The sequence below is a fragment of the Streptomyces pyxinae genome, from assembly GCF_024756275.1.
GTDB classification, from domain to species: Bacteria; Actinomycetota; Actinomycetes; order Streptomycetales; family Streptomycetaceae; genus Streptomyces; species Streptomyces pyxinae.
Genome location: NZ_JANUGQ010000024.1, coordinates 1 through 20,015, shown reverse-complemented (window position 1 = coordinate 20,015; position 20,015 = coordinate 1). Strand labels below are relative to the sequence as shown.

14 protein-coding genes are annotated in these 20,015 nt (G+C 75.4%); 7 read left to right on the top strand and 7 right to left on the bottom strand.

The genetic code is table 11. The annotated features are described in order from the left end of the window. Positions 1–51 precede the first annotated feature (51 nt). From NX801_RS23580 to NX801_RS23565, 4 genes are all read right to left on the bottom strand, one after another. Positions 52–1,317 carry a 6-phospho-beta-glucosidase gene (locus NX801_RS23580; RefSeq protein WP_258789886.1) on the bottom strand — a complete coding sequence of 422 codons (1,266 nt, stop codon included), beginning with the start codon at positions 1,315–1,317 and terminating at the stop codon, positions 52–54. A gap of 217 nt (positions 1,318–1,534) precedes the next feature. Further along, positions 1,535–2,719 carry an ROK family transcriptional regulator gene (locus NX801_RS23575; protein ID WP_258789943.1) on the bottom strand — a complete coding sequence of 395 codons (1,185 nt, stop codon included), beginning with the start codon at positions 2,717–2,719 and terminating at the stop codon, positions 1,535–1,537. 336 nt (positions 2,720–3,055) lie between these two features. Next, on the bottom strand, positions 3,056–3,907 hold the full coding sequence (locus tag NX801_RS23570) for an ALF repeat-containing protein (RefSeq protein WP_258789885.1): 852 nt from the start codon (positions 3,905–3,907) through the stop codon (positions 3,056–3,058). A 258-nt stretch (positions 3,908–4,165) separates the two neighbouring features. Continuing rightward, positions 4,166–5,248 carry a mechanosensitive ion channel family protein gene (locus tag NX801_RS23565; protein WP_258789884.1) on the bottom strand — a complete coding sequence of 361 codons (1,083 nt, stop codon included), beginning with the start codon at positions 5,246–5,248 and terminating at the stop codon, positions 4,166–4,168. A gap of 264 nt (positions 5,249–5,512) precedes the next feature. On the opposite strand from NX801_RS23565, the gene NX801_RS23560 reads away from it, so the two are divergent. Then, entirely contained in the window at positions 5,513–6,067 is a 555-nt protein-coding gene (locus NX801_RS23560; RefSeq protein WP_258789883.1) for an HNH endonuclease, read from the top strand. Positions 6,068–6,082: 15 nt separating this feature from the next. On the opposite strand, the gene NX801_RS23555 is transcribed toward NX801_RS23560, so the two are convergent. Next, entirely contained in the window at positions 6,083–9,190 is a 3,108-nt protein-coding gene (locus NX801_RS23555; RefSeq protein WP_258789882.1) for a beta-N-acetylglucosaminidase domain-containing protein, read from the bottom strand. Positions 9,191–9,812: 622 nt separating this feature from the next. On the opposite strand from NX801_RS23555, the gene NX801_RS23550 reads away from it, so the two are divergent. From NX801_RS23550 to NX801_RS23540, 3 genes are read left to right on the top strand one after another with little or no spacing between them, the layout of a single operon-like run. Beyond that, positions 9,813–10,166: a hypothetical protein gene (locus NX801_RS23550; protein ID WP_258789881.1), complete on the top strand. Its 354-nt coding sequence runs from the start codon at positions 9,813–9,815 to the stop codon at positions 10,164–10,166. Between the two features lies 1 nt (position 10,167). Continuing rightward, a complete protein-coding gene (malQ, locus tag NX801_RS23545; protein WP_258789880.1) occupies positions 10,168–12,279 on the top strand; it encodes a 4-alpha-glucanotransferase in 2,112 nt (703 codons plus the stop codon). A gap of 21 nt (positions 12,280–12,300) precedes the next feature. Next, positions 12,301–12,531, top strand: coding sequence for a hypothetical protein (locus tag NX801_RS23540; protein WP_258789879.1), 231 nt, complete (start codon positions 12,301–12,303; stop codon positions 12,529–12,531). Positions 12,532–12,807: 276 nt separating this feature from the next. On the opposite strand, the gene NX801_RS23535 is transcribed toward NX801_RS23540, so the two are convergent. Further along, a complete protein-coding gene (locus NX801_RS23535) occupies positions 12,808–13,344 on the bottom strand; it encodes a MarR family winged helix-turn-helix transcriptional regulator (protein ID WP_258789878.1) in 537 nt (178 codons plus the stop codon). 233 nt (positions 13,345–13,577) lie between these two features. Between NX801_RS23535 and NX801_RS23530 the strand changes: the two genes are divergently transcribed. The 3 genes from NX801_RS23530 to NX801_RS23520 are packed head-to-tail and all read left to right on the top strand — an operon-like array spanning position 13,578 to position 17,024. Beyond that, complete coding sequence (locus NX801_RS23530; RefSeq protein WP_428986210.1) at positions 13,578–14,465, top strand: EamA family transporter; 888 nt, start codon at positions 13,578–13,580, stop codon at positions 14,463–14,465. 58 nt (positions 14,466–14,523) lie between these two features. Then, complete coding sequence (locus NX801_RS23525) at positions 14,524–15,855, top strand: ATP-binding protein (RefSeq protein WP_258789876.1); 1,332 nt, start codon at positions 14,524–14,526, stop codon at positions 15,853–15,855. Further along, positions 15,852–17,024 carry a tetratricopeptide repeat protein gene (locus tag NX801_RS23520; protein ID WP_258789875.1) on the top strand — a complete coding sequence of 391 codons (1,173 nt, stop codon included), beginning with the start codon at positions 15,852–15,854 and terminating at the stop codon, positions 17,022–17,024. Before NX801_RS23525 ends, NX801_RS23520 begins: the two co-directional genes overlap by 4 nt. A gap of 107 nt (positions 17,025–17,131) precedes the next feature. Here NX801_RS23520 and pepN read toward each other — a convergent pair whose 3' ends face one another. Next, positions 17,132–19,699 (bottom strand): aminopeptidase N, encoded by a 2,568-nt coding sequence (gene pepN, locus NX801_RS23515; protein ID WP_258789874.1) that lies wholly within the window; start codon positions 19,697–19,699, stop codon positions 17,132–17,134. Positions 19,700–20,015 lie beyond the last annotated feature (316 nt).

Genomic DNA, 20,015 nt, shown 5'->3' with positions numbered 1-20,015 from the left:
CCGCGGGGGCGGCCGGCCCCGGCGCCTCCGGGACCCCGGCGCCCGGCCGGCTCACGCCCACGCCAGATGCTCCCGGTTGTGGGCCAGCAGCAGATCGGTGAGGGTCTCGGCGTACGCGTACTGGCCCACCAGCGGATGCGCCAGCAGCGCCCGGAACACCCGGTCCCGGCCGCCCCGCAGCGCCGCGTCCAGCGCCAGCTCCTCGTACGCCGTCACCCGGGCGACCAGCCCCGCGTACAGCGGCTCCAGGGCGGGCACGGCGAGCGGCACGGCCCCGGAGCCGTCCACCGCCGCCTGGGTCTCGATCACCGCGTCGTCCGGCAGGAAGGGCAGCGTGCCCCGGTTGTACGTGTTGACCACCTGGACGCGCGGCCCGCCCCCGCCCAGCAGCGCGGCCGCCAGCCCGACCGCCGCCTCCGAGTAGAAGGCCCCGCCCCGCCGGGCCAGCAGCTCCGGCTTCTCGTCCAGCGCGGGATCGCCGTACATCGCCAGCAACTCCCGCTCCATCCTGGCGACTTCCTCGGCCCGGGACGGTCCGGTCCGCTGCTCGGCCACCACCTCGTCATGGGCGTAGAAGTACCGCAGGTAGTACGAGGGGACGACGCCCAGCCGGTCGAGCAGCGGGCGCGGCAGCCGCAGGTCCGCCGCGATCGCGCCGCCGTGCTCCGCGAGCAGCCGGGGGAGTACGTCGGGCCCGTCCGGGCCGCCGAGCCGTACCGCCCGCTCCCAGGTCAGATGGTTGAGCCCGACATGATCGAGGTGCACCTCGGCCGGGTCGGTCCCGAGCAGCGCGGCGAACTTCCGCTGGAAGCCGATGGCCACGTTGCACAGCCCGACCGCCCGGTGCCCGGCCCCGAGCAGGGCCCGGGTGACGATGCCGACCGGGTTGGTGAAGTCGATGATCCAGGCGTCCGGGGCGGCCCGCCGCACCCGTTCCGCGATGTCCAGCACCACCGGGACGGTGCGCAGCGCCTTGGCGAGACCGCCCGCGCCGGTGGTCTCCTGGCCGACGCAGCCGCACTCCAGCGGCCAGGTCTCGTCGCGCTGCCGGGCCGCCTGGCCGCCGACCCGGAGCTGGAGCAGCACCGCGTCCGCGCCGGCCGCGCCCGCCGCCAGGTCGCCGGTGACGGTGACGGTGCCGGGGTGGCCCTGCCGGGCGAAGATCCGCCGGGCCAGCCCGCCGACCAGCTCCAGCCGGTCGGCCGCCGGGTCCACCAGGACCAGTTCGGTGATCGGCAGGGTGTCCCGCAACCGCGCGAACCCGTCCACCAGTTCGGGGGTGTAGGTGGAGCCGCCCCCCACCACGGTCAGCTTCATGACGCTGTGTCCAGCCCTTCGTTCGTTTCCCGGGTCGGTCCTCCGGCTCGGCCGGCCCCTCGTCACGCGGGCCGGTCACTCGCTCGGTCGCTCAGTCGCTCGATGGTCCGCTCAGTCGCTCGGTCGTCCGGTCGGTCGCTCGGTGGTCCGGCCGGTCGTGCTGCCCCTTCGGGCGGGGCGCCCGGGGGAACTGCCTGGGGCCCCGGGCCCCTTCGCGCTACCGCGTGGTGTCGAAGACCTCGTCCCGGGTCGCGGCGAGGGCCCGTTCCAGGGCGCCGCGCAGCACGGGCGGGCCGGACACGGCGGCCGGCACCAGCCGGGGCCGGGCGGCGGCCAGCTCCAGCAGCTCGGCCCGCACCCGCCCGAGCAGCGGCTCCCCACCCGCGGCCGGCACCCCGCCGGCCAGCACCACCAGCTCCGGGTCGACCACCGCGACCAGTGCGGCGAGCCCGGTGGCCAGCCCCGCCGCGCAGGCGTCCAGCAGCCGCCGGTACGGCTCCGCCGCCGCCCCCGCGTCGGGTGCCGTGTCGGCCGCGGCGGCCCGGGCCAGCAGCGCGGCGGCCACCTCGGCGGGCCGGCCGGACGGTACGCCCCCGATGCCCAGCTCCCGGGCGAGCCCGGCCACCGCCTGGGCGCCGGCCAGCTCCTGGAAGCCGCCGCTGCCGGTCTGGGCCACGTGCCGCACCAGCGGGGCGCCCGGCACCGGCAGAAAGCCGACCTCCCCGGCGCCCCCGGTGAACCCCCGGTGCAGCCGGCCGCCCAGCACCAGAGCGGCACCGAGGCCCTCGTCGCTCCAGAACAGCACGAAGTCGCGGTGGCCCCGGGCGGCCCCGAACCGCTGCTCGGCCAGCGCCACCAGGTTGACGTCGTTCTCGTACGCGACCGGCACCGGCAGCGCCGCCGCCAGCCGGTCCAGCAGCTCGGGGGAGTGCCAGCCTGGCAGATGGGAGGCGTACCGCAGCCGCCCGGTGTTCGGGTCGAAGGCGCCGGGCGTCCCCACGACCAGCCGCCGCACCTCGTCCCGGGTCAGCCCGGCGGCCTTCACCGCGCCGTCGAGCGCGTCGGTCACCTGCCGTACGACGCTCCCGGCCCGCCGGCCCGGTGTCGGCAGTTCGTATGTGCCGACCGTCCGCCCGGCGAGGTCCGCCACGGCGGCCAGGATCCGCCGGGGCGTCACATCCAGCGCGGCGGCGTGGGCGGCCCGGCCGTTCACCGCGTACAGCTGCGCGGCGGGCCCCGGCCGCCCCTCGCTCGTCCCGGTGGCGACCACCAGACCGGCCGCTTCGAGCCGGGCCAGCAGCTGGGAGGCGGTCGGCTTGGAGAGCCCGGTCAGCCGGCCGAGCCGGGTCCGGGACAGGGGGCCGTGCTCCAGCAGCAGTTCGAGCGCGGCGCGGTCGTTCATCGCCCGCAGCACCCGCGGCGTGCCGGGAGTGGCGGAGTCCAGGGGAGACACGGCGCGCCCGCCTTCCGGTCACGGTGGCCGGCTGAGCGAACCGCCGGGAGTGGGGGACAACTGTCAGGAAAGTTTCCTGTCGTCGTCACCACGGAACCTAGGCCCCCGGCCCGCGCCCGGTCAATGCCCCGCCGGGGCCCCGTGGGCGGCCTGTCGGTGCCTCCCGGCACACGGCCCCGGAAACGCCGGTGGGCGGGACGGCCGGAGCCGTCCCGCCCACCGGGTGCGGGGTTCACCGGGCGCGTGCCCGGGTCTTCCTGGGGGTTCTGCCCGTGACTCCCCGCGTCACTTCTTCGGCGCGGGCTTCGCGGCGGGCTTGGCCGCCGGCTTCTTGGGCGCGGGCTTCTTCGGGGCCGGCTTCGGCGCGGGCTTGGCGCCGGGCTTGGGGGCCGGCTTGGCCGGGGGCTTGGCGGCGGCCTTCTTGTCCTGCTCGAACGCCACGTGGTGGCCGATGTCCAGGAAGCGCTGGACGTCGTCGGGGGTGCCGCTCAGCGCCTTGTTGGCCGCCGCCTTGACCGCCGGGCCGCCCACCGAGAGGATCTGCGCGACGCGCACCCGGTTGTCCTCGTTCCGGGCTTGGTGCTGCCCGAACTCCAGGAAGTGGGAGACGTCCTCGGGGGTGCCCTCCAGGGCCTTCACGGCAGCCTTCCTGACCCCGCGGCCTCCGATGTCCATGACCTGGAGCGCCCGCACCCGCTCGTCCTCGGCGCGGGCCTGGTACTGGCCGGACTGGAGGAACAGGACCAGATCCCGCTCGGAGCCCTTCAGCGCCTTCTTGCCGTCCCGCTTCATCGCGACGCCGCCCGAGGCGATGAGCTGGGAGACCCGGACCTCGTTGTCCTTGTGCCGCTCCCAGCGCAGCTCCGTCTCCAGGAACCGGCGCATGCCCTCGGGGGTGCCGTCGAGCGCCTTCTGGGCGGCTTCCCGGACGCCCCGGCCCTCGTACGGGTTGTCGAGGATGCGCTGGATCGTCGCCCGGTCCTCCTCGGCGCTCTGCCCCGGCTCGGTGGTGGCGACGGCTGCGGTGGCCGGACGGGCCGGGGCGTCCGCGGCGACGGCCGGCAGGCCGAAGAGAACCGTGGGAACCGCGGCGGCCACCACGGCGACGGCGAGGGTGCGGACGGAATGTGCGCGCAAGGAAGGTCCTTCGGTCAGATGAAGTGAGCGCTTGCTCGGCAAGCATTCAAACGATCTCCATATCTGACCGTCAAACCCATAACCCTGTAGAACGCATGGGTGGGCGGACCCCTGCTTCAGGGGCCCGCCCACCCAGGACGGCCGGCGGAAACGGCGGTCACGACAGAGACGACGGAGACGACAGAGACGACGGAAACGGCAGAAGCGACAGAGACGGCGGAAAGAACAGAGATGCCGGAACGGCGGAGGTTCAGACCGTCACTTGTGCAGGCTCTGCCCGGCGGCGGGCGGGACCGGCGGCGCTATCGGGGTGGCCGCCGTCGACTGCGGGGAGGAGGCGTTGGCGAACACCGAGGGCGGCGCCATGCCCGCCGTCGGGTCGGCGGCCGGCTCCTCCACCGCCGCCGGAAGGCCGCCGACGATCCGGACGCCCGCCGCGTCCAGCGCCCGCTTGATCCGCCAGCGCAACTCCCGCTCCACGCCCAGCGACTTGCCCGGCATGGTCTTGGCGGAGACCCGTACGGTCATCGAGTCCAGCAGCACCTCGCTGAGACCCAGGATCTCCACCGGGCCCCAGAGCCGCTCGTTCCAGGGCTCCTCCTTGGCCAGCGACTCGCCCGCTCCGGTGATCAGCGTCCGCACCCGGTCCAGGTCCTCGGTGGGACGGACCGTGACGTCCACCGCCGCCGTGGACCAGCCCTGGCTGAGGTTGCCGATCCGCTTGATCTCGCCGTTGCGCACGTACCAGATCTCACCGTTGTCGCCGCGCAGCTTGGTCACCCGCAGCCCGACCTCGATCACCTCGCCGGACGCCACCCCCGCGTCGATCGAGTCGCCGACGCCGTACTGGTCCTCCAGGATCATGAAGACCCCGGAGAGGAAGTCGGTGACCAGGTTCCGGGCGCCGAAACCGATGGCGACGCCCGCCACACCGGCCGAGGCCAGCAGCGGCGCCAGATCGATCTTGAAGGCGCCCAGGATCATCAGCGCCGCGGTGCCCAGGATCAGGAACGACGCCACCGAGCGCAGCACCGAGCCGATCGCCTCCGAGCGCTGGCGGCGGCGCTCCGCGTTGACCAGCAGCCCGCCCAGCGCCGTCCCCTGGACCGCCTGCGCGCTGCGGTTCATCCGCTCGATCAGCTTGGTGAGGGCGCGGCGTATCAGCATCCGCAGCACCAGCGCGATCACCAGGATCAGAATGATCCGCAGCCCGGTGTTGACCCAGGTGGTCCAGTTCTCCTCGACCCAGCCGGCCGCCTCGTTGGCCTGCTTGGCGGCCTCGTCGAACGAGACCTGCGGGGGCGGCGAGGGATCGGCGGCCAATAGGGCGGACCAGGGCACGGCGGGGACCTCCAGGCGACACGAGCGGATCAACCACACTAACGGGGCAGCGACCCCGTTTCGTTGCCCTGTTCGAGTGAGAGCGATGTCTCAGCGGGGGACCACCCAGGTGGGCTCGGTTTCCGGCCGCGCTGTGGTCGAAAACACTCCGTGGCCGTTACCGGTGTTACCGGTACGTGGTGGCGCTTCGGCCACGGCTGAGGGGAGACTGAGAGCGATCGTCCCGGCGCGAGCCACGCGCCGCCGGCGTAATGGGAGGCATACGTGCCGCATGTCCTTGTCCTCAACGCGTCGTACGAGCCCCTCGGCGTCGTACCGCTCCGCCGCGCGCTCGTCCTCGTGCTGGAGAACAAGGCGATCTGCCTTGAGGAGTCCGGCGCCTTCATGCACAGCGCGACCCGGGCCGTGGCCGCGCCCAGCGTCGTACGGCTGAAACGCTTCGTACGGGTCCCCTACCGGGGGCCCGTTCCACTGACCCGCAAGGCCCTCTTCGCCCGGGACGGCGGGCGCTGTATGTACTGCGGCGCCGTCGCCACCAGTGTCGATCACGTCATCCCGCGCAGCCGGGGCGGCAGACACGCCTGGGACAACGTGGTCGCCGCCTGCCGCCGCTGCAACCACGTCAAGGCCGACCGCCACCTCCGGGAGCTGGGCTGGCGGCTGCACCAGCAACCGGCCCCGCCGTCCGGGCTCGCCTGGCGGATCATCGGCACCGGCCACCGCGACCCGCGCTGGCTCCCCTATCTCCAGCCCTACGGCGCCGACGACGCGCTGGCCCGCTTCCAGGGAGCCCGCCTCACCTCGGGGGCGCCGCTGTGAGGTGACGGCGCCGGCTCACCCGGCCGGGGGGCTCGCGGGGCTCGTCCGGGGCGGGGTGACGGCGTACAGCTCGACCGCGTGGAGGGAGTAGCCGAAGCGGGTGGCGCGGGCGTCGCCCTGGACGCGGACGAAGCGGGTGCCGGGGGCGTCCATCCGGAGGGCCTCCCGGCCGCCCCCGCCGTCGCGGACGGCGGCGGCGGTGCGCCAGGTGCGGCCGTCGGCGGAGACCTGGACCCGGTACTTCGCGGCGTACGCGTCCTGCCAGCGCAGCACCACCTGGCCGAGCCGGACCGGGGCCGGGAGCTCCACCTGCCACCAGGCGTCGTCCTCGGCGGGGGAGGACCAGCGGGTCGCCGGGTCGCCGTCGAGCGCGGCGCGGGCCGGGAAGGCGTCGGTCTCGTCGCCGGACGAGGTGGCCGTTCCGGTACGGGCCAGGTCCGGGCCGCCGGCCGGCGGGTAGGCGCGGACGGTGACCGTCCGGCGCTCACCCGCGTATCCGACCGTGACCAGGTACTCGCCCGCCGGGGTGCCGGCCGGGACGGTCACGGAGACGGGGACGGCCACCGCCGGGCCGCGCTCCACCGTCACCTCCCCCCTGGGCGCCGTGATCCGCAGCCCGGGCGGGGCCTGCACGGTGACCGGGCCCCGCACCCCGCCGGCCCGCCGGGCGGTGACGGTCAGGTCGGCCCGGACCGGGGGCCCGCCGATCACCGCCTCCACCTCCTCGTGGGCCGGCGCCACCGTGGCGGCCGGCTCGTCGGCGAACCAGGGCACCAGCGCCCGTACCGCCGCCGGGTCACCACCGGTCCAGGTCACCCGCAGCGCCTCGGCGCGCAGCCCCCGGACGGCGGGCTGGGTCCAGCCGCTCGCCGCCAGCGGTCCCAGGGTCCGCCACCCCCGGCCCGGCAGATACGCCTCCACGGCGCCGCCGCCCGTCCCCGGGCCGGGCACGGTCATCGCCGTCACCGCCTCCAGCGCGCGCGGCCGGCCGAAGCGGAGGGTGTACGAGCCCCGGTCCCGCTCCACGGTCCCGGCCCGCTCCCGCGCGGCGCCGGTCCACTCGGCCGCCGCCCTGGCGGTCCGGGCCAGGAACGGGTCGAGCACCCCGGTGCCGACCTTCACCGGCGCGGCGGCCAGGGCGGTGCGCAGTGGCTCCAGCTCCAGCGCGGCGCCCCAGGCGGCCGGGCCGTCGTTCCGGGACTGGGCCTGCAGCAGATCGACCGCCAGTTCCCCGGCCCGGCCGTACCGGGAGAGCTGGTCCAGCCAGGGCCGCACCTCGTCGTCCAGGTGCCCGCCCGCCGTCCCGGCCAGCCGTTCGGGCGCCTCGCGCATCACCGTGAAGGCGGCCCGCAGCTCGTGCGCCGCCCGGTCCCGGGCCGGGGCTCCGCCGGGGCCCGCCGAGCGGGTGCGCCAGAAGGCGTCGAGCAGCGGACGCAGATACGCCGACTCGGCGCCCGGGTCCAGGATCGACGAGGAGTCGTTGCCGGCCAGGGCGTGCAGCGCCGCACGGGCCGCCGGGTCGCCGCCCGCCAGCTCGGTGAGCGCCGCCTGCCAGGACTCCCCGGCCCGGTAGCCCTGGGGGTTCCAGGCGTAGTCGGCGGCGGTGAACAGCGGCACCCGGGAGGCGGTGGCCTGCTCCATGGCGTTGGCCAGCAGCGCCACCGACCCGGCCGCCACGGCGGGCTCCCGGCCGGTGTAGGCGCCGAGGAAGAGGCGGCTCTGCTCGTAGTCGTTGACCGGGTAGTTGTCCATGGTCATCAGCGGATGGCCGCCCAGCGCGTCCCGGGCCCCGGCCAGTTCCCGTCCGGTGATGGTGCGCGGCACCACCCCGACGCCGGTCCACGCCACCTGCACCGCGTCGTCCAGGGCGCCGGCGAGCGCGGTGCGGTACGCGGTGGTGCCGTCCTGGTAGTACTCGGTCGGCATCAGCGAGAGCGGCCCGGCGTCCGGGTGCCGCGCGGCCAGGTGCCGGGCCAGCTCATCGGCGACCCGGGCGTGCGCGCGGGCCGCCGCCTCCGGGCCCGAGCCGAAGGTGTCGGCGTCCCGGGAGCAGTGCCACTCGTCGTAGGAGGCGTCCTGGAACTGGAGCTGGAAGGCCCGGACGCCCAGCGCGTACATGGCGTCCACCTTGCGCTTCAGCGCCCGTACGTCGTCGTCCGAGGCGAGGCACATCGACTGGGCGGGCGCCACCGACCAGGCCAGGGTCACATGGTTGGCCCGGGCCCGGGCGGCCAGCTCCCGGAACTCGGTGCGCTGCGTCGCCGGGTACGCGTCCCGCCACCGCGCCTGCCGGTACGGGTCGTCCCCGGGGGCGTACAGATAGCGGTTCTGCTTGGTGGCGCCCAGGAAGTCCAGCTGCGCCAGCCGTTCCTGGTGGCTCCAGGGACGGCCGTAGAAGCCCTCGGTCACCCCGCGCACGGCGGTGGTCGGCCAGTCGCGCACCCGCACGCCCGGGACCGAGCGGTCCGCGATCAGCCGGCGCAGGGTCTGCACCGCGTGGAAGAGGCCGTCCGCGCCCACCCCGTCCAGCGCGACCACCGGCCGGTTCGCGTACCGCCCGGTGGCGATCCGGTAGCCGCCGGCCGGCAGGTCGCCGGGCTCGGCCGCCCGCAGCCCGCGCAGCGCGTCCCGGGCGGCCGTCCCGCCGGCCAGGATCACCGGTCCGGTCCCCTCGCCCGGCGCCGCCGCCCGCTCGGCCCGTACCCCGGCGCCGCGCAGGGTCTCCTCCAGGGCGGCCACCGCGTACGGGTCGGCGTCCGGGTCCACCACCAGCCGGACCGTTCCGTGCAGCGCCACCGCCGAGCCGGCCGGCCGGTAGGACTGGGGGCGCGGGAAGACGGCGGGCAGCCCGCCCCGGGTGGCCGGCAGGGCGGCGGACGGGCCGGGGGCCGGCACGGCGGGGGACGCGGCGGCCGGGGCGGTGCGGGGAGAGGGCACACCGCCGAGCGGCGTCGCGGCGGGCGGCGCGGTCGCGGGCGGGGGAGCGGCGGCGCCCTCGGCCGGTGCCGTACCCGAACCGGCGGGCTCGCCGGGGGCGGCGGTGGCGCCGGCTCCGCTCAGCAGGCCGCCGAAGACCGCGACCGCCACCGCGGTGGCGGTTCGCTTTCCGCGCTCCGACCCCACGCGCGTCTCCCCTCGTCTTCCCTCGTCTTCGCTTGTTCCGCGAGTAGCTTGTTCCGCGACCGGCGGGCCCGGGGGCCTCGCGGCTGCCACGTCCCACCGGCCGGCCCGTCCGTACCGACCTGTCCGTACCCGACCTGTCCGTGGCCCGATCCGTCCCCCGCCGGAGGCCCCGGCCGGAAGCACCCGATCACGAGCCCCGATCGCGAGCCCCGACCGGGAGATCCGGCCGGGAGCCCTGAGCGAGGGGTTCCGCCCGATGGGCTTCGAGCCCACCACCCCGCACCGAAGGTGTCAACGCGCATGGTCGTTGTGTCGGATTTGCCTGCCGAGAGCCCTCGGAATGTCGAATTCCGCTTGTGTGGTCCCGGTGTGCGCTCCGGCCGGGGCGGGCGCGGGGCCCGTACGGAGGCGGGCCGGCCGCCCGGGCGGTCCCGCCCCGCCCGGTCCCGCGCCCACCTGGGGCCGCCCGGCCACCGGGCTCCGGGAACAGCCCCGTACGACCCGGTGTCGCCGGGCCGGCGGGCTCATGGACATGGTGTGACGGGCGCCACGGAGGACGGATGCGGCGCCGCCCGCTGGGTAGGGCTGTCGTGTCCGTCCGTCCCCCCACAAGGGAGCCCCCGTGCCCGCCTCCGCCCAGCTGCTGATGTCCGCCCTCTCCAAACAGGTCCCCGGCGTCCCGGGCATCCCCGCCCCCGCGCCGGCCCCCTCCCCGGTCTCCGCCCGGTACGTCTCCTCCGCCCCGGCCACCCCCGGAGCCGGCGAACCGGCCGGTGAGCCCTCGCTCGCCGACCTGCTGCCCGCCCCCGTCACCGGCGAACCGGCGTTCACCGACACGGCCCCGCTGACCAGCGAACCGCCGCTCGCCGACGCCGCCCCGCTCACCAGCGAACCCGCGCTCACCCACTTCACCCCCCTGACCAGCGAGCCGACCGCGCACGGCACGGCGGGCGGACCGGAGTCACCTGGAGCCTGAATTGACCCTTGCCCGGCTCGCCGCCCTGCACGGCGTCGCCACCGCCTACGCGCCCACCGAGGACCGTACGGTCACCGTGCCCGACGCCACGGTGATCCGGGTGCTGGCCGCCCTGGACGTGGACGCCGCCACCCCGGACGCGGTGCGCAGGTCCCTGGACGCCGCCGAGACCGCCGCCCGGGAGCGGCTGCTGCCGCCCGCCCTGGTGCTCTGGCTGGACGCCCCGCCGGTCCTGCCGGGCCCGCTGGCGGGCCTGCCGCCCGGCACCGAGGTGCGGGTGATCACCGAACGGGGCGACGAGATCACCGGCACGCCCCGCTGGGAGCGGCTGCCGCCCGGGGTGCACCGGCTGGAGGCCACCACCCGGGAGGGCCGTACCGGCGCCTCCGCCCTGATCGTCGCGCCCGCCCGTGTGCCGGTCCCCGAGGGACGCGGCCACGGGCTGCTGGTCCAGCTGTACTCGCTGCTCTCCAGCCGCTCCTGGGGCATGGGCGACCTCGGTGACCTGCGCGAACTGGCGGGCTGGGCCGGGCGGCGGCTGGGCGCCGACTTCCTCCAGGTCAACCCCCTGCACGCGGCCGTGCCCGGCACCCCGACCGACCCCTCCCCCTACCGCCCCTCCTCCCGGCGCTTCCCCGACGCGGTGCACGTGCGGATCGAGGACGTACCGGAGTACGCGTACGCCCCCGGCTACCTGACGGCCGAGGAACGGGCCGCCCTGGACGCCCTGCTGGGCCGGGCCGCCGAGCTGCGCGAGGGGGTGCTGCGCAAGGGCGAGCTGATCGACCGGGACGCCGTCTGGGTGCTCAAGCGGGACGCCCTCGAACTCCTCCACCGGGTGCCGCTCGCCCCCGCCCGGCTGGCCGCCTACGAGGAGTTCGTGGCCGGCCAGGGCCAGGCCCTCACCGACCACGCCACCTGGTGCGCGCTGGCCGAGCGGTACGGCACCGACCGGCGCGAGTGGCCCGACGCCCTGCGCGACCCCCGCTCCGCCGGGACGGCCCGCGCCCGGGAGGAGCTGGCCGGCCGGGTGGAGTTCCACCGCCGGCTCGCCTGGCTCGCCGACGAGCAGCTCGCCGCGACCGCCGCGGAGGCCCGGCGGGCGGGCATGGCCGTCGGCATCGTCCACGACCTGGCGGTCGGGGTGCACCCGGACGGCGCCGACGCCTGGGCCGGTGCCGGGACCTTCGCCGCCGGCATCTCGGTGGGCGCCCCGCCCGACGCCTTCAACGCCCGGGGCCAGGACTGGGGCCTGCCGCCCTGGCGCCCCGACGCCCTCGCCGCCTCCGGCTACGCCCCCTTCCGGGAACTGCTGCGCGCCCTCTTCCGGCACGCCGGCGCCCTCCGGATCGACCATGTCATGGGCCTCTTCCGGCTCTGGTGGGTGCCCGGGGGCGAGACGCCGACCCAGGGGACGTACGTCCACTACGACGCCGACGCCATGCTCGCCGTCCTCGCCCTGGAGGCCCACCGGGCGGGCGCCGCGGTGATCGGCGAGGACCTCGGCACGGTCGAGCCCGGCGTACGGGAGACCCTCCAGCGGCGCGGCGTCCTCGGCACCTCGGTGCTCTGGTTCGAGCGCGACTACGCCGGCACCGGGGACCCGCTGCCGCCCGAGGAGTGGCGCGCCGACTGCGTGGCCACCGCCACCACCCACGACCTCCCCTCCACCGCCGCCCGACTCTCCGGCGAGCATGTGGACCTCCGCCACCGGCTGGGCCTGCTCACCCGGCCGCTGGACGTCGAACGGGCCGCCGACGACGCCGACGTGGCCGGCTGGCTGGCCTGCCTGCACAGCCTGGGCCTGCTCGGGGACGGCGACCGGGCGGCCGGGGACGCCCGCGACGAGGAGGAGGAGATCCGGGCCGTCTACCGCTTCCTCTGCCGCACCCCCGCCCGGATGGTCGGCGTCTGGCTGCCCGACGCCGTGGGCGACCGCCGCCCGCAGAACCTCCCCGGCACCTGGGACCAGTACCCGAACTGGCGGCTCCCCGTCGCGGACGCGACCGGCCGCCCCGTCACCCTGGAGGAACTGGCCGCCTCGCCCCGCCTCGCGGCCCTGATGGCCGTGCTCCGTCCGCCAACGGCACCCCCGGACGCGCGGGAGGTCTAGGCGTTCGCTACGTTGGGGCCCGTGGACAAGAAGAACGCCCTGCGCACCGGAGCCGTCGCGACCGGTACGACGCTGATGATGCTGCTCCTGTCGTCCCCCGCGCTCGCGCTCACCCGCGACGACGGCGACGACCCCGGCCCGGGCCTGAGCGTCGCCGAGACCCTGGGCCTCTACGTCGCCGCGCCGATCGTGATCTTCGCCGTGATCGCGGGCCTGGTCATGCTGCTGGACAGGTCCAAGAAGCAGGCCTGATTTTCTGAGGCTCGGTCTCCCGGGCTTACGTCCGGGGGACCCCCTCTCCCTTTCGCCGCCCGCGCGCCCTCCGGCTCTCTCGCCCCGGGGGCGGGGGAGCCGGTGACGCGCGGTTGAGGCATCCCGGGCCGCCGTCCCGCGGGTCCCGGGCGGCGCCCCGGTGGCCCGGTGGCAGGGCGCCGTGGACCGGTGCCGGATCACCGTGGCGGGTCGCGGCCCGCCCCGGCCCCCGCCGTCCGGTTCCGGCGGCCCGCCCGCGCCGTCACCGACGGAGCGTCATCCCTCCGTCGCGCGCAGCAGCTTGCGCAGCAGGCCGGCCAGATCCGCCGCCTCCTCCGGGGTCAGCGCGGCGTCCACCGCGGCGCGTTGTGCCGCGAGGCCGGCGCCCACCGACTCCTCCACCACGGCCAGTCCCTGCTCCGTCAGGGTGACCCGCAGGGCGCGGCGGTCGTCCGGATCCGGGTGCCGGGCCAGCAGGCCCCGGCGCTCCAGCTTGTCCAGCCGGCCCGTCATACCGCCGGTCGTCAGCATCAGGGTGGCCGCCAGCTCGCGCGGCGAGAGGGTGTACGGCTCTCCCGAGCGGCGCAGCGTCGCCAGCACGTCGAACTCCCCGCGCGAGAGGCCGAAGGGCGCGTACGCCCGGCCCACCCGGTCGCCCATCACCGCCGCCAGCCGGTAGATCCGCCCGTACACCTCCATCGGCAGGGTCTCCAGGTCGGGGCGGACCGCGGCCCACTGCTCCCTGATCGCGTCCACGGCGTCGCCCCCGGCCACGGCGGCCTCCTTCGGCTCGGTGTCGTTCATGGCGTTCATGTCGTTCGTGTCCCGGATTCCCTGTGGGCCACACGGATCAGTCTCCCCCCGGATCTCCCGGCAGCGAGAAAGCCTCTTGCGAGTAAGTAGCTTAGCGTTAAGCTACTTACTCACAAGCTTCCTTGAGGGGGATACCCATGTCCGCGTCGTCCGTGTCATCAGCGTCATCCGTGTCGTCGGCGTCGTCAGTGTCAGCGTCCGCGCCGGTCTCCGGAAAGGCCGGCGTCGTCGCCGTGACCGCGCTCGCGCCGATCTCCTGGGGGACGACCTACTTCGTCACCACCGAGTTCCTGCCGCCCGACCGGCCGCTGTTCACCGCGCTGACCCGGGCCCTGCCGGCCGGGCTGCTCCTGCTGGCGGCGGGCCGGAGACTGCCGCGCGGAGTCTGGTGGGGCCGGGCCGCCGTGCTGGGGGCGCTCAACATCGGCGCCTTCTTCCCGCTGCTCTTCCTCGCCGCCTACCGGCTGCCCGGCGGGGTGGCGGCCGTGGTCGGCTCGGTCGGGCCGCTCTTCGTGGTGGGGCTGGCCGCCCTGCTGCTGGGCGAGCGGCCCACCGTACGGGCGGTGCTCACCGCTGTGGCCGCCGCCCTCGGGGTGAGCCTGGTCGTGCTGAAGGCGGGCGCCGCCTTCGACCTGGTGGGCGTGCTGGCCGGGCTCGGCTCGTCCGCCTGCATGGCCACCGGGACGGTGCTCACCAAGCGCTGGGGCCGCCCGGCCGGGGTCGGGCTGCTGGCCCTGACCGGCTGGCAGCTCACCGCCGGCGGACTGCTCATCGCCCCGGTCGCCCTCCTGGTGGAGGGGGCCCCGCCGGCCCTGGACGGCCGGGCGGTGTCCGGCTACCTCTACCTGGTCCTGCTCAACACCGCCGCCGCCTACTGGATCTGGATGTGGGGCGTCTCCCGCCTCACCGCCACCTCGGTGACCCTGCTCGGCCCGCTCTCCCCGGTCACCGCCGCCGTCATCGGCTGGGCCGCCCTCGGTCAGGCCCTCGGCCCGGTGCAGCTCCTCGGCATGGCCGTCGCCCTCTCCGCCACCTTCCTCGCCCAGCGCGCCCCCAGGCGGCCCGGCACCCCGCCCGCCCCCGCCCCGGCCGAGCCGGCCGTCACCGCCGCCCGCCGGTAGACCGGGTCCCCGGTCCACCCGGCCGGGCATGGGGCCCCACTTCGTAGAGTGGGGCCCCATGCCCGCCGATTCACCCCTGATACAGAGCCTGCGAACCGCGGTCGCCGCCGCGCCCCAGGACATCCCGCTGCGCCTGCACCTCGCCGAACTGCTCCTGGCCGGGGGAGCCGCCGACGCCGCCGTCGCCGAGGCGGCCGTCGCGCTCCAGCACGCGCCGGGCGACGCGCAGGCCCGCGAGCTGATGGCGCGGGCGATGGGCGCCCCGCCGGCGTCACCGGCTTCACCGACACCGCAGAGTTCACCCACGGCACCGAACGCGTCGGCGTCACCGATCTCACCGGCTTCGCCGGCTTCACCGGTCCCGCAGGCAGCCGCGCCGCGGCCCGGCTTCGACTGGAAGGCCGCCGGGGAACAGGTCGGTGACGCCGTGCCGCCCCGCTTCGTGACGGCCGAACCGCTCGCGGCGGACGGCGACGAGAACACCGGCGACGAGCAGAGCGACGCCGCCTGGGACGTCGAGGTGCCCGGAGCCGTACGCCTGGCGGACGTCGGCGGCCTGCGGGAGGTCAAGGACCGGCTGGAGGCCGCGTTCCTCGCCCCGCTGCGCAACCCGGAGCTGCGCAGGCTCTACGGCAAGAGCCTGCGCGGCGGCCTGCTGCTGTACGGGCCGCCCGGCTGCGGCAAGACGTTCGTGGCCCGGGCGGTCGCCGGCGAACTCGGCGCGGGCTTCCTCTCGGTGTCCGTCAACGACGTGCTCGACATGTGGATCGGCAACTCCGAGCGCAATATGCACCAGGTCTTCGAGACCGCGCGCCGCCAGGCTCCCTGCGTGGTCTTCCTCGACGAGCTGGACGCGCTCGGCGGCAAGCGCTCGCGCGTCCAGTCCAGCGGCATGCGCAACACCGTCAACCAGCTCCTCACCGAACTGGACGGTGTCGACGCCGCCGCCAACGAGGGGGTGTTCGTGCTCGCCGCCACCAACGCCCCCTGGGACGTGGACCTCGCCCTGCGCCGGCCGGGCCGCTTCGACCGCACCCTGCTGGTGCTGCCGCCCGACGCCCCGGCCCGGGAGGCCGTACTCCGCTACCACCTGCGCGAACGCCCCATCGAAAAGGTCGACGTGGCCAAACTGGCCCGGCTGACCGACGGCTTCTCCGGCGCCGACCTCGCCCATGTGTGCGAGAGCGCCGCCGAGACCGCGCTGCTCGACTCGGCACGCACCGGGACCGTACGCCTGATCGGCATGCCGGACCTGCTCGGCGCGGTCCGGGGGATCGTGCCCTCCACCGAGCCGTGGTTCGCCGCCGCCCGCAATGTGGCGATGTACGCCAACGAGGGCGGCCAGTACGACGACCTGGTCGCCCATCTCAAGAGGAAGCGCAAGCTGTGAACACCGAACAGGCCGTGGAGCGCGCCGAGGCGCTCAGCTCGCTCCAGCGGTACGAGGAGGCGCGCGGACTCCTCGCGCGCCGGCTGGCCGAGGCACCCGAGGACGCCGTCGCCTGGACCGAACTCGCCCGCTGTCATTACCGGCTGGAGCAGTTCGACGAGGCGGTGGCGGCCGTCCAGGAGGCCCTGCGGCTGGCTCCCGAGGACGTCAACACACTGCTGCTCCACGGCCATCTGCAAGTCCGAACCGGTGCGGGCATCGACCGGGCCGTGGCGACGTTCCGCGAGGCGGTACGGGTGCGGCCGGGGTCTGCGGCCGCCCTGGCGACGCTCGCGGACCACCTCATGCGGCGGGTCACCATCCGCAGCGCGCAGGCGGACGGGCGGTTCGGCCCGGACGGCTTCCGTACCGTCACCGACGAGGAACTGGCCGCCGGATCCGCGGAGGCCGTCGCGCTGGCGGACGAGGCGATACGGCTCGCGCCCGAGGAGCTGTACCCGTACCGGATACGGCGGTTCATCGCCGGCCTGTCCGGGGACCGCGAGACGTCCGAGGCGATGAACCGCGCCATCCTGCGCATCGACCCCACCGACGCCGGGGCCCTGAGCGCCCGGAGCCGGCGGGCCGCCCACACCCCGGGGGTCCGCGCCGCCGAGGCCGCCGACCTGACCGCCGACGCCCTCGCGGTGGCCCCGCAGTCGGCGTCGATGCGGGCCGACCTGGACGCGGCCACCTACCGGCTGCTGCGCGGCACCCGCTGGCTCGGTCTGTTCTGCCTGGTGTTCGCCGCCGTCGGCCTCGACCTGTGGCCGGGGGAGACCCCGCGCGAGCTGCCGCTGCCGCTCGGCCAGCGGCTCTGGGACGTGCTGCTGCTGGCCGCTGTCTGGGCCCTCGGCACCCTGCCGCGCTTCCGCAGGCGCCGCCGGGGCGTCCGGCTGAACCTCCGCTCGCTGCTGCGCCGCGACGGCTGGGCCCGGCTGGCCCTCGCCCAGGCCGCGACGGTCACCGGCTGCGCCCTGCTCCTGGCGCTGATTCCCTGGACCGCCCGGGACGTCCCCCGCACCATCTTCTGGATCGCCCTGGCCACCACCCTGCTCACCATGTGGGCCGACCGCCCCGCCGTGCGCCGCGCCTACCGGGCGGGCCGCACGGGGGCGGCGAAGAGCTGAGCGACGGCCGCGAACCGGCGACGGGCGGGGACGCGGCGCCGGCCCCCGACGCCGGACGCCCGGCCGGGAGTTCCGGCCGGGCGTCGGGGGTGTGCGGAAGGCGCCGGTCAGGCGGTGGTGTCGGCGGCCCGGGCCCTGAGGGCGCGGTCGACGCCGGAGCGGGACTCGGAGACCAGGCGGCGCAGCGCGGCGCTCGGCTCGGCCGAGGCGAGCCAGGCGTCGGTGGCCTCCAGGGTCTCCGGGGCGACCTGGAGCGAGGGGTAGAGGCCGACGGCGATCTGCTGGGCCATCTCGTGGGAGCGGGCGCCCCACACGTCCTTCAGCACCTCGAAGAACTTCTCCGTGTACGGGGCGAGCAGCTCCCGCTGGTCGGTCTGGACGAAGCCGCCGATCACCGCCTCCTGCACCGCGTTCGGCAGGGTGTCGGACTCCACCACCGACGCCCAGGCCTCCGCCTTGGCCTCCGGGGTGGGACGGGCCGCGCGGGCGGTGGCGGCGTGCCGCTCACCGGCGGCGGTGCGGTCGCGCTCGTACTCGGCGGCGATGTCCGCCTCGTCGAGGACCCCGGTCGCGGCCAGGCGCTCCACGAACGCCCAGCGCAGGTCGGTGTCGACGGCCAGGCCCTCGACCGTCTCCGTGCCCTCCAGCAGACCGGCCAGCAGGTCGAGCTGCTGCGGCGTGCGGGCGGTGGCGGCGAAGGCGCGGGCCCAGGCGAGCTGGTGGTCGCTGCCCGGCGCGGCGGCCCGGAGGTGGGCCAGCGTGGCGTCGGTCCACAGGGTCAGCCCGGTCTCCCGCCACTCGGGTGCGGCGTAGAGGTCGAGCGCCAGCTTCACCTGGCGGTGCAGCGACTGGACCACACCGATGTCCGACTCCTTGCCGATGCCGGAGAGCACCAGCTCCAGGTAGGCGCGGGTGGCCAGCTCGCCGTCCCGGGTCATGTCCCAGGCCGAGGCCCAGCACAGCGCGCGGGGCAGCGACTCGGTGAAGTCGCCGAGATGCGCGGTGACCGTGCGCAGCGACTCCTCGTCCAGCCGGACCTTGGCGTACGACAGGTCGTCGTCGTTGAGCAGGATCACCGCCGGACGGGCCCGGCCGGCCAACTCGGGCACGGCGGTCAGCTCGCCGTCCACGTCCAGCTCGATCCGGTCGGTGCGCTCCAGCTTCCCGGCGGCGTTCAGGTCGTAGAGGCCGATGGCGATCCGGTGCGGGCGCAGGGTCGGCTCGCCCTGGGCGCCGGCCGGGAGCGCCGGGGCCTCCTGGCGGACGGCGAACGAGGCGATGGCACCGCTGCCGTCGGTCTCGATCTCCGGGCGCAGGATGTTGATGCCGGCCGTCTCCAGCCACGCCTTGGACCAGGACTTCAGGTCCCGGCCGGAGGTCTCCTCCAGCGCCGAGAGCAGGTCGCTCAGCCGGGTGTTGCCGAAGGCGTGCGCCTTGAAGTAGGACTGCACGCCCCGGAAGAACTCGTCCATCCCCACATAGGCGACGAGCTGCTTCAGCACGCTGGCGCCCTTGGCGTAGGTGATGCCGTCGAAGTTGACCAGGACGTCGTCCAGGTCCCGGATCTCCGCCATGATCGGGTGCGTGGACGGCAGCTGGTCCTGCCGGTACGCCCAGGTCTTCATGGAGTTGGCGAAGGTGGTCCAGGAGTGCGGCCACCGCGAGCCCGGGGCGTGCGCCTGGCAGGCGATCGAGGTGTAGGTGGCGAACGACTCGTTCAGCCAGAGGTCGTTCCACCACTCCATGGTCACCAGGTCGCCGAACCACATGTGGGCCAGCTCGTGGAGGATGGTCTCGGCCCGCACCTCGTACGCCGCGTCCGTCACCTTGGAGCGGAAGACGTACTGGTCGCGGATGGTGACCGCGCCCGCGTTCTCCATGGCGCCCGCGTTGAACTCGGGCACGAAGAGCTGGTCGTACTTGGCGAACGGGTAGGCGTAGTCGAACTTCTCCTGGAACCAGTCGAAGCCCTGCCGGGTGACCTCGAAGATCGCGTCCGCGTCGAGGAACTCGGCGAGCGAGGGACGGCAGTAGATGCCCAGCGGGACCGACTGGCCGTCCTTCTCGTACGAGCTGTGCACGGCGTGGTACGGACCGGCGATCAGCGCCGTGATGTACGTGGAGATGCGCGGCGTCGGTTCGAAGACCCAGAGGTCGTCCTTGGGCTCCGGGGTCGGGGAGTTGGAGATCACCGTCCAGCCGGCCGGGGCCTTCACGGTGAACTGGAAGGCCGCCTTCAGGTCCGGCTGCTCGAAGTTGGCGAACACCCGGCGGGCGTCCGGCACCTCGAACTGCGTGTAGAGGTACGCCTGGTCGTCCACCGGGTCCACGAACCGGTGCAGTCCCTCACCGGTGTTGGTGTACGCGCAGTCCGCGACCACCCGCAGCTCGTTGGCGCCCTCGCGCAGCCCGGACAGCTCGATCCGCGAGTCCTGGAAGACGGCCGCCGCGTCCAGCGCGGTGCCGTTCAGCACCACCTCGTGGACGGTGGGGGCCACCAGGTCCACGAAGGTGCTCGCGCCGGCCTCGGCGGACGCGAAGCGCACGGTGGACACGGACCGGAAGGTGCCGCCCTCCTGCGCGCCGCCGAGATCGAGCTCGATCTCGTACGCGTCCACGGTCAGCAGCCGCGCCCGCTGCCGGGCCTCTTCACGGGTCAGGTTCGTGCCAGGCACGCGCTCATCTCCTCGGTGTGTGACGTTTGCCGCCATCCTTCCACGCGGAACCGTGCCGCGCGGAGCGGGTTTCCCCCCGGCGAACCCCCGGCGAACCCTCTGTTCGACGGGGGCGCCGGGATACGGCGGACCCCTGTCCGGGTACGGGGGAGGGCCCCCTGTCCGGGTACGGGGGAGGGCCCCTGTCCCGGGTACGGCGGAGGGGCGGGTGGCCGGTCCGGGCCCGCCCCCCCGCCCTCCCCCCCCCGCGGCCCGTCCAGCGGGGGGGGGGTTGGGAGAGCGGCGGGGGGGGGAAGAGGTGATGGGAGGGGGGTGA